The 13969-nt window shown below is 75.1% G+C and carries 2 protein-coding genes; both read left to right on the plus strand.

What is annotated here, in order from left to right; genetic code table 11:
- Nucleotides 1–16: 16 nt before the first annotated feature.
- Nucleotides 17–4738: a type I polyketide synthase gene (locus AW273_RS23945; RefSeq protein WP_062352169.1), complete on the plus strand. Its 4722-nt coding sequence runs from the start codon at nt 17–19 to the stop codon at nt 4736–4738.
- 11 nt (nt 4739–4749) lie between these two features.
- Nucleotides 4750–13938, plus strand: coding sequence for a type I polyketide synthase (locus AW273_RS23950; RefSeq protein ID WP_083949992.1), 9189 nt, complete (start codon nt 4750–4752; stop codon nt 13936–13938).
- Nucleotides 13939–13969 lie beyond the last annotated feature (31 nt).

Here is a 13969-nt window from a genome sequence, read left to right on the forward strand (position 1 = left end):
TGGAAAGGCTCGACAAATGGGGAACGAGGAAAAACTCCGCGCCTACCTCAAGCGTGTGACCGTCGAACTGACCCAGACGCGCCGCCTGCTCGCCGCCGCCGAGGACCGCACCCACGAACCGGTCGCGATCATCGGCATGGCCTGCCGCTATCCCGGCGGCGAGACGGTCGAGGGGTACTGGGACATGTTGTCGCAGGGCCGTAGCGGGGTCACCGAGGTGCCGGCCGCGCGCTGGAACATCGACGACTACTACGACCCCGACCCGCGCACCCCGGCCGCCATGTACACCCGGCACGGCGCGTTCCTGCCGGAGATCACCACCTGGGACGCCGAGTTCTTCGGCCTGTCCCCGCGTGAGGCGCTCCGCGTCGACCCCCACCATCGGCTCCTGCTTGAGCTGACCTGGGAGGGCCTGGAGGACGCCGGCGCCTCCCCGGCCCGGGTGGCGGGCAGCCGCACCGCCGTGATCATCGGGCTGATGGACACCCTCCAGTACGGCCGTCTCCAGCTCGAACGCCAGGGCCGGGACGCGCTGGCCGACCCGTACCTGGCCTCAGGGGTGTCCGCCAGCGTCGCCGCCGGGCGGATCGCCTACCAGTTCAACCTGTCGGGCCCGACGCTCACGGTCGACACCGCCTGCTCGTCGTCGCTGATCGCGGTGCACCTGGCCGCGGAGAGTCTGCGGCGCGGCGACTGCGACCTGGCCATCGCGGCCGGAGCGTCGCTGACCATCCACCCCACCAACTTCATCCAGGCCTGCGCCGGCGGGATGCTCTGCCCGGACGGCAGGTGCAAGACGTTCGACGCCGACGCCGACGGCTACGTGATGGGGGAGGGCGCCGGCCTGGTCGTGCTCGAACCGCTCTCCAAGGCGATCGCCAACGGCCGCCGCATCCGGGCCGTGCTGCGCGGCTCCGCCGTCAACCAGGACGGCCGCAGCAACGGCCTCACCGCCCCCAGCCGCGGCGCCCAGGTCGCGGTGATCACCAGCGCGCTGGCCGCCGCCGGTGTGTCGCCCGACGACATCGACCACGTCGAGGCGCACGGCTCCGGCACCCACCTCGGCGACGCGATCGAGCTCGGCGCCCTGCACGACGTCTTCGGCGACCGGCCCGCCGAACGCCCCCTGCGGGTCGGCTCGGTCAAGACCAACATCGGCCACACCCAGGCCGCCGCCGGTGTCGCCGGGCTGATCAAGTCGGTGCTGATCCTGGAGAACCGGCTCATCCCCAAGACCCTCAACCTGACCCGGCCGTCCCCGGCCGTCCCCGCGGACGGCTCGATCCAGCCGGCCGCCGACGCGGTGCCGCTGCCCGGCGAGGGCACGCCGCGCCTGGTCGGAGTCAGCTCGTTCGGCCTGTCCGGCACCAACGCCCACCTGGTGCTCGAATCCGCGCCCTCACCCGAGCCGGCGACGGCGGTCGGGGGGCCGCACGCGCTGCCCCTCTCGGCCGCCGGCGACGCGGCGTTCCGCGCGCACGCGGCCCGCCTCGCCTCCTGGCTGGAGGACCGCCCCGACGCCGACCTGGCCGACGTCGCGCACACGCTGCGGGCCGGCCGCGCCGAGCACGACCACCGCCGCGTCGTGGTCTGCGACGACGTGGCCGGGGCCGTCCGGGCACTCCGGGGCGCCGCCTCGTCCGGGGCCGCCGCGCGCGTCAAGGGGCGGCCACGCGTCGCCTTCCTCCTCCCCGGCGTCGGCGATCAGTACGCCGGCCTCGGCCGGGAGCTCTACCAGGCCGAACCCGTCTACGCCGAAGCGGTCGACCGCTGCGTCGAACTCGTCGGGGACGTCGACCTGCGCCCCCTGTTCCACGCCACTGAGCACCCCGCTGGGCGGCCCGAGTCGGCCTCCGGCGATCTGGCCGTCCTGCTCGGCCGCGCGCACGCCCCCTCGGAGGCCGACGACCGGCTGGCGCACGCCGAGGTCGCCCACCCGTTCCTGTTCACCGTCGAGTACGCGCTGGCCCGGTTGCTCGCGCACCGGGGCGTCCGCCCGGACGCGCTGCTCGGCTACAGCCTCGGCGAATACGTCGCCGCCACCCTCGCGGGGGTCTTCACCCTGGAGGACGCGCTGCGCGTCGTCACCGAACGCGCCCGCCTGATCAGCGCCATCCCGGCCGGCAAGATGGTCGCGGTCGCGGCCGGCGAGGACCAGGTCCGCGCCTTCGGCGCCGGGACCGGCACCGACATCGCCGCGCTGAACGGCCCGTCGATGACCGTCCTCAGCGGCCCGCCCGACGAGATCGACGCCATCACCCACCGGCTGCTCGCCGGGGGCATCGCCTGCCGCCCGCTGCGCTCCGCGCACGCCTTCCACTCCGCGCTGCTCGAACCCGCGCGGGAGAAACTGGCCGCGCTGATCGAATCGGTGCCCCGGCGGGCGCCGGCCACCACGATCCTGTGCAACCTCACCGGCCTGCCGATGACCGCGGAACAGGCCACCAGCAGCGTGTACTGGGCCGACCAGCTCGTCAGCACGGTCAGGTTCGCGGACGCGGTACGGCACTGCGTCGAGCGGGACATCGACGTGTTCGTCGAACTCGGCGCGGGGCAGACGCTCGGCGGCCTGGTCCGGCAGAACCTCGCGGGCGGATCCATGGCCGCGGTCCTCGGCACCCTGCCGGCCTCCTGGACCGGGGGAGAACCGCGCGACTCCCGGGCCGAACTCCTGGAGACCTGTTCCCGGTTGTGGGAACTCGGCGCGAGTGTGACCTGGGAGCGGGTCCAGCCGGGACCGGGCCGCGTCGTCAGCCTGCCGGCGTACCCGTTCCAGCGCACCCGCTACTGGCCCGAGATCGTCGAGGGCAGCGGCTCGCCGGTGCCGTCCGGCCGGCCGGCCGAACCGGCGGACCTCTGCTTCGCCCCCTCCTGGCAGCGGGACCCGGCACGCCGGGCCGTCCCCGCCGACCTGCGGCTGGACGGATCGCTGATCGTGTTCGCCGACTCCGCCGGCGTCGGCGCGGCACTCGCCGACCGCGCCGCCGCGTCGGGCACGCGGGTCCTGGAGGTGGTCGCCGGGACCGAGCTGCGCCGCGAGGGCCGCCGCCTGGTCATCGACCCCCGCGAGCCCGGCCACTACGCCGAGGTGTTCGCTCTCCCCGAGGGTGACGGGCCGGTCCGGGTGGCCCACCTGTGGAGCCTCCTCGCCGACGACCCGCACACCGCCGTCGGGTACGGCTTCGACAGCCTGCTGCTCGCCGCCCAGGCCTTCGGCGACCGGGACGTACGGCTGCTGACCGTCACCCGGGGAGCCACCGAGATCCTCGGGGCGGACGCGACGGCCCCGTACCGGGCCGTGACCCACGGTCTGGGACGCGCGATCCGGCACGAATACGCGGGCCTCGACTGGACCGGCGTCGACCTCGACCCCGCCGCGCCGGACGCCGACGCCGAAGCCGGTCAGATCGGCTGCGAACTGCTGCTGGACGCCGGCCGCGACGACACCGTGCACGACCGGGTCTCCGGCTGGCGGCGCGACCGGCGCTGGCTGCGCGGCTGGGCCGAGGTGCCCACGGTCGCCGATCCACCGTCGCCGTGGCGGGAGGACGGCGTCTACCTGATCACCGGCGGCGCCCGGGGCCTGGGCATGGCACTGGCCAGGCACCTGGTCCGGGCCGGGGTGCGCAGGCTCGCGCTGGTCGGCCGGACCGCGCTCTCCCGCGGTGTCGGCCCTGGCGCCGACCCCGGCTCCAAGGCCGGGCGCAGCCTGCGGGACGTCGCGGAACTGGAGGCCGCCGGGGCCGAGGTGCTGCTGCTCACCGCCGACGTCGGCGTTCCCGCCGAGCTGCGGGCCGCGCTGGAGCGTTGCCGCGACCACTTCGGCACGCTCACCGGCGTCGTCCACGCCGCCGGGCTCCCCGCCGGCGGGATGGCGCGGCGCAGGGCGCTCGCGGACGCGGGAGCGGTGCTCGCCCCCAAGGTCCTCGCGATGGGCCCGCTGGCCGAACTGGTCGGCCCGGGCACCCCCGCCGACCGGCGGCCCGAGCTGCTCGTCCTGTACTCCTCCGCCGTCACCGCGTTCGGCGGCATCGGCGAAAGCGACTACTGCGCCGCCAACACCGTCCTGGACGCCTACGGCGAGGCGCTCGCCGCCTCCGCCCCCTCCACCCGGGTCGTGTCGATCGCCTGGGGCCCCTGGCAGCACGACGACTGGCAGGTGGAGAGCCTCAAATCCGCCACCGGCCTGGCCGAACGCGTGCGCGCCTACCGCGAGCGGTACGGCTTCGCCGACGACGCCGGCTGCGCCCTGCTGGACCGGATCGTGGCCGGTGGGCACGGCAGCGTCCTGGCGGTCCGGCAGCCGCTCGCCGAGGTGCTCCGCGACTGGTCGGCGATGGTCGACATCGACGCGCTGGTCGGCGCGACCACGGCCGTCTCGCTCAGCGAGCGTTTCCCGCGCCCCGAGCTCCGCACCGACTACGCGGCCCCCCGGACCGAGGCGGAGACCGCCATCGCCGAAGTGTGGGGCGCCTACCTCGGCATCGACCGGGTCGGCGTGCACGACCCGTTCTTCGACCTCGGCGGCAACTCCCTGGTCGGGATGGCCATGGTGATCGCCATCGAGAAGGAACTCGGCGTGCCGATCGCGCCCGCCGTGCTGTTCGAACACCCGACCGTGGCGGAGTTCGCCGCGGCGGTGGCCGGAGACGCCGCGGAAGGCGCCCGCCAGGCATTGGACACCAGCGCGGCGCGGGGGTCGCGGCGTCGCCGCGCCCGCTCGGGGACGCGGAAGTGAGGACGCCCGACATGAGAGCTGACGACGTGGCTGACGACGTGGCTGACGACGTGATTGATGACGAGGGTGCCGGCACCGACATCGCGATCGTCGGGATGTCGGGCCGGTTCCCCGGCGCCTCCGGAGTGGCCGAACTGTGGGCCGCCATCCGGGCCGGCCGATCCGGGGTGACCCGCTTCACCGACGAGGAGCTCAGGGCCGCCGGCGTGCCCGGGGAACTGCTCGCCGACCCCGGTTACGTGAAGGCCGGGGCCGTGATCGACGGAGTGGAGCTGTTCGACGCGGGCTTCTTCGGGTTCAGCCCGAAGGAGGCGCAGATCCTCGACCCGCAGCACCGGCTCTTCCTGGAGCACAGCTGGGAGGCGCTGGAGGACGCGGGCTGCGATCCCACCCGCTTCGACGGCGCGATCGGCGTCTTCGGCGGCTCGGCCTGGAGCTCCTACCTGCAGAACAACCTGGTGCCCAGCGAGATCGGCGCCGTCATGGGCGAGCTCGCGGTGGGGCTGGCCAACGACAAGGACTCCCTCACCACCCGGGTCTCGCACACGCTCGGCCTGTCCGGTCCCAGCTACTCCGTGCAGAGCTACTGCTCCACGTCGCTGGTCGCGATCTGCGCCGCCGCCAGCAGCCTGGCCGCCTTCGAGAGTGATCTCGCGCTGGCCGGCGGCGTGGCGGTTGGCGTGCCGCAGCGGGTCGGCTACCTCTACCAGCAGGGCGGCATCGCCCCGCCGGACGGCGAATGCCGCGCCTTCGACGCGGGCGGCCTCGGCGCGCCGCTCGGCAGCGGCGTCGGCGTGGTCGCGCTCCGCCGCCTGGAGGACGCGCTCGCCGACGGCGACCAGATCTACGCGGTCATCCGGGGCTGGGCGGTCAACAACGACGCCGGTCGCAAGGTCGGCTTCACCGCGCCGGGCGTGCAGGGCCAGGCGGCCGTCATGGCCGAGGCGCTGGCCGCCGCCGGTCTGGCCCCGGCCGACATCGACTACGTGGAGGCGCACGGCACCGGCACCGCGCTCGGCGACGCCGCCGAACTGGCCGCGCTCCAGCAGGTGTTCCAGGGCCAGAACCTGCTGATCGGCTCGGTCAAGCCCAACGTCGGCCACCTCGACCGGGCCGCCGGCGTCACCAACCTGATCAAGGCGGCGCTCGCGCTCCGGCACGGCGAGATCCCGCCGACCCGCAACCTGTCCACGCCGAACGCGCAGCTCAGCGCGGGAGAGGCCCGGCTCGACGTGGTCACCGCCCTGCGCGCGTGGCCGCACGGGGCGGGCCGGACCCGGCGGGCCGGGGTCAGCGCCTTCGGCATCGGCGGCACCAACGCCCACGTCGTGCTGGAGGAGGCCCCGCCGCTCTCCCGGCCGGCGGACACGTCCCGGCCGCAGCTCCTCATCTGGTCGGCCCGCTCGGCGAAGGCCGCCGACGAGCTGACCGCCCGTCTCGCCGACCACCTCGCCGACACGCCCGACCTGCGGCTCGGCGACGTCGCCCACACCCTGCGGGCCGGCCGCCGCGTCTTCGAGCACCGCCGGTTCCTGGTCGCCGCCACGGCCGGGGAGGCCGTCGCCGGGATGCGGGACACCGGCGTGCAGGGGCGCGCGGAGAGCCGCGGCGACCGCCCGGTCGGCTTCCTGATCCCGGGCACCGGCGAGCAGTACCCCGGCCTGGCCGAAGACCTCTACACCACCGAACCCGCGTTCCGGGCCGCTCTGGACGAGTGCCGCGCGATCCTGCGCGCCCGGATGAACGGCGCCGACCCGCTGGAGGAGATGCTCCGCCCCCGCGACACCCGTTCGGGAGGCGGCCTCGGCGCCCTTCTCGGCCGCGACGCCGCCGCCTCCGGTCCGATGCCGACCACGCTGCTGCACCCCGCGCTGTTCTCCGTCGAGTACGCCCTGGCCAGGACCCTCATCGGCTGGGGTGTCACACCGGCCGTGCTGGCCGGGTACAGCCTCGGCGAATACGTCGCCGCCTGCCTGGCCGGGGTGCTCTCGCTGGAGTCCGCGCTCGCGCTGGTCGCGCACCGGGCCACGCTGATCGACACGCTGCCCGAGGGCGCGATGAGCGCGGTCCCGCTCGGCGCGGCCGACCTGGCCGCCAGGATCACGCGCGCCGGCGTCGCGGGGATCGACGTGGCCGCCGAGAACGGCCCCGACCTGACCGTGCTCGCGGGCGAGCCCGCCGCCATGGAGGCGGTCCGGGCGCTGCTGGCGGCCGACGGGATCCCGTGCCGCCCGCTCGCCACCGGGCACGCCTTCCACTCCCGGATGATGGAGCCGGTCCGCGCCGGGCTGACGGCCTGGATCGCCGCCAACATCGAGTTGTCCGGGCCGCGCATCCCGTACGTGTCGAACGTCACCGGCGAGCTGATCACCGAGGCGCAGGCCACCGACCCCGGCTACTGGGCCGAGCACATGTGCGCGCCGGTCAGGTTCGACGCCATGCTGGGCACGCTGCTGGCCCAGGGCGACCACGCCCTGGTGGAGCTGGGCCCCGGCCAGTCGCTGGGCGCGATGGTCCGGGCGCACCGTGACTGCCCGCGCGAGCGCTGGCCGCTGGTCGTCTCCACCCTCCCGGCCGCCGCCGACCCGCGCCCGGCCGGGTCCGTGCTCGCCGAGGCCGTCGGGCGGCTCTGGCTGGCCGGCGCCCCGATCGACTGGCCCGGCTACCGGCAGGACCGGCCGGCCGCCAAGGTCGGGCTGCCCACCTACCCCTTCCAGCGGGAGCGCTACTGGATCGACGCCCCGGCCGGGCGTCCCGCCGAGGCGCCGCGCCTGGCGGCCGAACCCGACCATGACCACGTTCAGCTTCTGGAGTCCCGCTGGGCCGCCGAGGCGCTGCCCGCGGAAACGCACACCATCGGCCGTCACGTCCTGTTCGCCGACGGCACCGGGGTCGCCGACGCGCTGGCCCGGTCGCTCCGCGCCGACGGCGGCGAGGTGGTGACCGTACGGGCGGGCGCCTCGTTCGCCGAGATCCCCGGCGGTTTCACCGTCGACCCCGCCTCGGCCGCCGACCACGTCGCGCTGGCCCGGCGGCTGGCCGAGGGCGGCCCCGTCGTCGTGGCCGACCTCCGTCTCCTCGACCCTCACGACGGCCCGGACGGCCGGGCCGTGGTGCCGCTGGCCCGCCTGCTGGACGCCTTCGGCGACGAAGGCGGCGAGAGCACCCGGGTCGTCGTCGCCACGCTGGGCGGCCAGGCGGTCGCGCCGGGGGAGCACGCCGACCCGGCCCAGGCGGCCGCGGCGACGTTGCCGATCACCGGCAACCAGGAGTACCTGGCCCTCGACTGCCGGGGTGTGGACCTGGATCCGCGCGCGAGCGCCGCCGGTCACGCCGACGCCCTGGCCGCCGAGCTGCGGGGCACGTCGGCCGACGTCCTCGTCGCCTACCGGAACGGCCGCCGCCACGTGCGGGAGTTCGTCCCGGCCGCCGCGGCCAAGGCCCACACCGGCGTGCGCCCCGGCGGCACGTACCTGATCACCGGCGGCCTCGGCGACGTCGGCCTGCTCGTCGGGGAGCACCTGATCCGGGCCGGCGCGGGCCGGCTGGTCCTGACCAGCCGGAGCGGCCCGCGCGGCGACGCCGCGGAGCGGCTGCGCGCGCTCGGCGCGGAGGTGCTCACCCCCCGCGTCGACGTCACCGACGCCGGCGCGATGCGCGCGATGCTCGCCGGCGTGGGCCGGGTCGACGGGGTGGTGCACGCCGCCGCCGAGACCGGGCCCGACACGTTCCTCCCGCTCCGGGACGTCACCGAGGCCGCCGTCGCGCGCCACTTCGGCGCGAAGGTCACCGGCGCCCGCGTGCTGGCGGCAGTGCTTGAGGGGCACGAGCCGGACTTCTGCGTGTTGTTCTCGTCCACCTCCGCCATCCTGGGCGGCATCGCGTTCGGCAGCTACTCGGCCGCCAACGCCGCGCTCACCGCCCTGGCCCGGCGGCCGGGATGGCTGGCCGCGAGCTGGGACACCTGGTCGGTCACGCTGGAGCGCCTCGACGGCGGGATGGGCGCCGGCATGGCCGCCCACTCGATGACCGCGGCCGAGTCCCTGGCCGCGCTCGACCAGGTGATCGCGATCGGGAGGCCGGCCGTCGTGGTGGCCGCGGGCGGCCTGGCCGACCGGCTGCCGAAGGTCGCCGCCGGGCCCGCCCCGGCGCACGCCGCCGAGCGTTTCCCCCGGCCCGAGCTGCCGCAGCCCTACAGCCCGCCGCTGACCGGCACCGAGCGCGCGCTGGCCGAGTTGTGGTCGGAGGTGCTGGGCGTCGAGCCCGTCGGCACCCGCGACAACTTCTTCGACCTCGGCGGGAACTCGCTGGTCGCGCTCCAGATGCTGGCGCTGGTCAAGAAACGCTTCGGGGTCGCCGTCCCGACGGTGCTGCTCTTCGAGGCCCCGACCGTCAACCGGCTGGCGGCCATCCTCGACGAACGCGGCGCCACGGCCTCCCCGGTCAAGCCCGCCGCCAAGCCGCCCGCCAGGCCCGCCGTCCCCGTCGCGGCGACCCGGGACGACGACGACCGGCGGATCGCCATCGTCGGCATGGCCGGCCGGTTCCCCGGCGCCGGCGACGTGGACGCCTTCTGGCGCAACCTCCGCGACGGCGTCGAGTCGATCAGCTTCTTCACCCCGGAGGAGCTCAGGGCGGCCGGCGTCGACGAGGCCCTCGTCCACGACCCCGCGTACGTGCCCGCCCGCCCGGTCCTGGACGACGTCGCCGGCTTCGACGCCCAGTTCTTCGGCATCAGCCCCCGCATGGCCGCCCTCACCGACCCGCAGCAGCGCCTGTTCCTCGAAGTCTGCTGGGAGGCCCTGGAGCACGCCGGCTACGGCGCCCCCGGCCACCGCGGCCGGGTCGGCGTCTACGGCGGCGCCAACATCAGCACCTACCTCCTCCACATGGGCGACCGCCTGCTGCGCGAGGACGAGGACGTCAGCCACTACGAGATCATCATGGGCAACGACAAGGACGCCCTCACCACCACCGTCTCCTACCTCTTCGACCTGCACGGCCCGAGCGTCGCCGTCCAGACGTTCTGCTCCACCTCCCTGGTCGCCACCCACCTCGCGGTGCAGAGCCTGCGCGCGGGAGACTGCGAGATGGCCCTGGCCGGAGGGGTCTCGATCCGCGTCCCGGACAAGGTCGGCCACGTCTTCGGCCCCGGCGGCATGGAGTCGCCCGACGGCCACGTCCGCACCTTCGACGCGCAGGCCAGAGGGAGCATGTTCGGCGACGGGGCCGCCGTGGTCCTGCTCAAGCGCCTGTCGGACGCGATCAGGGACGGCGACCACGTCTGGGCCGTGATCCGCGGCTCCGCGATGAACAACGACGGCGCGCTCAAGGTCGGCTACACCGCGCCCAGCGTGGTCGGCCAGGCCAGGGTGATCGCCGACGCGATGGCCGACGCCGGGGTCACCGGTGAGGACATCAGCTACATCGAGGCGCACGGCACCGCCACCGAACTGGGCGACCCGATCGAGGTGGCCGCGCTGACCCGCGCGTTCGGCCCGACCGAGGAGACGCGCTACTGCCCGATCGGCTCGGTCAAGACCAACGTCGGCCACCTGGACCGCGCGGCCGGCGCGAGCGGCCTGATCAAGACCTCGTACGCCCTGACGAACCAGCTCATTCCGGCGAGCCTGCACTACACGGCCCCCAACCCCGAGATCGACTTCGACAACAGCCCCTTCTACGTGAACGCCGAGCTCTCCCCGTGGCGGACCCGCGACGGCCGGCCGAGGATCGCCGGGCTCAACTCGCTCGGGATGGGCGGCACCAACGTGCACATGGTCATCGAGGAGGCCCCGGCGCGGCCCGCGCGCGTCGAGGACGAGAAGGGCCGCCGCCACCAGATCCTGCCGGTCTCGGCCCGCAACGCCGTCGCCGCCGAGCAGGCCGCCCGGCGGCTCGGCGAGCACCTGGCCGCCGCCTCCGGCACCCGGCTGGCGGACGCCGCGTACACGCTCCAGGTGGGCCGCAAGACGTTCGAGCACCGCAAGGTCATCGTCGCCACCACCACCGCCGACGCCGCCCGGATCCTCACCGGCGAAGCGGCCCAGGACGGACTGCTCTCCCGGGTCGACACCGTGCAGGGCCGTCAGGCGGCGTTCCTGTTCGCGGGCGTCGGCGAGCAGTACCCGGGCATGGTCACCGAGATCTACCGGCGCGAACCCGCGTTCCGCGCGGCCCTGGACGAATGCCTTGAGGTGCTGGCCGGACCGCTCGACGGCGTCGACCTGCCCGGCCTGGTCGCCGGCGGGCGCGGCGCGGGCGACGACCTGGCCGTCCTGCTCGGCCGGGCCGAGGCCGGGGCGGGGGACGGCCGGGCTGGCACGCTGCGGCGCACCGAGATCGCCCAGCCGGCCCTCTTCGCCGTCGAGTACGCCCTGGCCCGCACCCTGATGGCCTGGGGTGTCCAGCCCCGGCTGATGCTCGGCTACAGCCTCGGCGAGTACGTCGCGGCCTGCCTGGCGGGTGTGTTCTCGCTGCCGGACGCGATCGCCCTGGTCGCGCACCGGGCCAAGCTGATCGGGGCGATGCCCGCCGGGTCCATGGTGGCCGTCTCGATGTCCGCCGAGGACGTGCGCCGCAGGTTCCGGCTGGAGCGGCGCGGCCTGGACGTCGCCGCCGTCAACGGCCCGCAGGCCTCGGTCGTGGCCGGGCCGCCGGAGGAGATGGCGCGGCTCGTCGCCGAACTGCGCCGGGCCGAGATCCCGTGCCGGGCGCTGGACACCACGCACGCGTTCCACTCCCGGATGCTCCAGCCGGTCGCCGGCGAGCTGACCGACTGGGTGAAGGCCAACATCCGGCTGAACCCGCCGGAGCTTCCCTACATCTCCAATCTGACGGGCGAGCTCGCCGACGCCGACCAGGTCTGCGACCCGGGTTACTGGGCCGAGCACATGTGCGGGACGGTGCGGTTCGGGGCGGGCGTCGAGACGCTGCTGGCCGACCCCGAGCTGGCCGTGGTCGAGATCGGGCCCGGTCAGTCGCTCGGCGCGCTGGTCCGCGGGGCGGGCTGCCCGCCGCGGCGGTGGCCGCTGATCCTGCACGCGCTGCCCGGCGCGAGCGACCGGCGGCCGGACGACGAGGTGCTGGCCGGGTGCCTGGCCCGCCTCTGGCTGGTCGGCGCGGAGCTGGACTGGAACGCCTACCACGGGCGGTTGCCCGAGGCCGGGACCGCCGGCCTGCCGGGCCGGATCCCGCTGCCGACCTACCCGTTCCAGCGGCGCCGCTACTGGATCGAGGGCACACCGGCTGTGGCCGGGCCGAAGGCGGGCCAGCAGGCCAAGCCGGCGGCCCTGGACGGCGGCAACCTGTTCGACGCGATCGCCGGGCTGCCCAAGCTGCCCGAGGAACAGTGGCTCCACCTGCCGGTCTGGCGGCAGACGGCGGCCCCCGCGCCCAGCGTGGACCAGCCCCGCTCGTGGCTCGTCTTCACCCGCGAGGGGGCGGCCGACGAGGTGACGGCCGAACTCGCCGCGACCGGCGCGACCGTCATCCCGGTCCGCCCCGGCGGGGGCTACGCCGCCACCGGCGGCGGCCACACGGTCCGCCCGGGAAGCGTGGCCGACGCACTCGCCCTCCTGCGCGAGCTGCGCGCCGCCGGCCACGGGCTCGACCGGGTCCTGCACCTGTGGACCCTGGAGCCCGGCGACGACACCGTCGAGTACGGCCTGCACACCCTGGTCGCCCTGGCGAGGGCGGCGGGCGAGTCCGGCGTCGACGGCTGGTCGCTGGACATCGCGGTCTCCGGCACCCAGGAGGTCCTCCCCGGCGAGGTCCGCAACCCCGACGGCTCGACGTTGATCGGCCCGTCGCTGGTGATCCCGCTGGAGTACCCGAGGGTCACCACCCGTTTCATCGACGTCGACACCCCCTCCGGCCTGGTCGCCGAGCTGGCCCGCCCGCAGACGGACCGGATCGTGGCGCTCCGCCGGGGACGCCGCCACCTTCCCGGCTACGAGATCATGGCCACCCCCGAGGCGTCCCCCGAGGCCGCCCGGCTGCGCGACGGCGGCGTCTACCTGATCACCGGTGGCCTCGGCGGCATCGCGCTCGGCCTGGCCGAACGTCTGGCCCGCGACGTCAAGGCCCGGCTCGTCCTGCTCGGCCGGTCCGGCCTGTCGGACCGGGACGAGGCCGCCCGTCGCCGCAGCGCCCAGGTCCAGGCCATCCGAGACCTCGGCGGCGAGGTCGAGATCGTGGTCGGCGACGTGTCGGATCCGGCCGCGGTGAAGCGGGCGGTGGACACGGCGATCGAGCGGTTCGGCGCGCTCCACGGCGTCCTGCACGCGGCCGGGCTCCCGGCCATGGGCCTGATGCAGTTCAAGCGCCCGAAGGAGCTGGACGCCGTGCTCGCCCCCAAGATCGCCGGAACGCGGGCGCTGGCCGAAGCCCTCCGCGTCGGCGAGCCCGGCGAGATCGAGCTGGACTTCCTGGCGCTGTTCTCCTCGATCACCTCCGCCACCGGCGGCGGCCCCGGCCAGGTGGACTACTGCGCCGCCAACGCCTACCTGGACGGCTACGCGCTGCGACTGGCCGCGACCGGCCGCAACGTCGTCTCGATCGACTGGGGCGAGTGGACCTGGAACGCCTGGGAGGCCGGCCTGGCCGGCTACGACGAAGGTCTCCAGACCTTCTTCAGGGAGAACCGGGCCAGGGTCGGCATCGGCTTCGAGGAGGGGTACCGCTCGTTGCTGCGCGCCCTGGCCGGCGGCGAACCCCGGGTGATCGTCTCCACCCAGGACTTCGAGACCGTCGTCACCGGCAGCGCGCTGTTCAACCTGGAGGCGGTGACCGCGCCCGCCGGGGCCGGCGCCGCCGGGGACCGGCATCCCCGGCCCGAGCTGGTCACGCCCTACCAGGAGCCGTCCGGGCCGAGGGAGGAGGCCATCGCGGTCATCTGGGGCGACGCGCTCCGCCTCGACCAGATCGGGGTGCTCGACAACTTCTTCGAACTGGGCGGCAACTCGCTGCTGGGCGTCAGCATCGTGGCCGCCCTGCGCCGCGAGTTCGCCCTCGCCGAGCTCCCGCCACACATCTTGTACGAGGCGCCGACCGTGGCCGCGCTCGCCGTGACCATCGAGGCCCTCACCTCGGGACCCGCACCGGCGTCGGGGACGGCGGCCGAGAACGGGGGCAGCCACGTCCGCGCTCAGCTCCGCCGTTCGGGCCTGGAGTCGTCGGCCTCCCGCCGGCGCCGATGAGCGCCATCCGTCAGCACGACAACCAGAGAAA

The organism is Herbidospora yilanensis (assembly GCF_001570565.1).
Taxonomy (GTDB): domain Bacteria; phylum Actinomycetota; class Actinomycetes; order Streptosporangiales; family Streptosporangiaceae; genus Herbidospora; species Herbidospora yilanensis.

Coding starts and splice junctions, on each gene's coding strand:
- AW273_RS23945 (WP_062352169.1), top strand. CDS start 17: ATGGGGAACGAGGAAAAACTCCGCGCCTACCTCAAGCGTGTGACCGTC.
- AW273_RS23950 (WP_083949992.1), top strand. CDS start 4,750: ATGAGAGCTGACGACGTGGCTGACGACGTGGCTGACGACGTGATTGAT.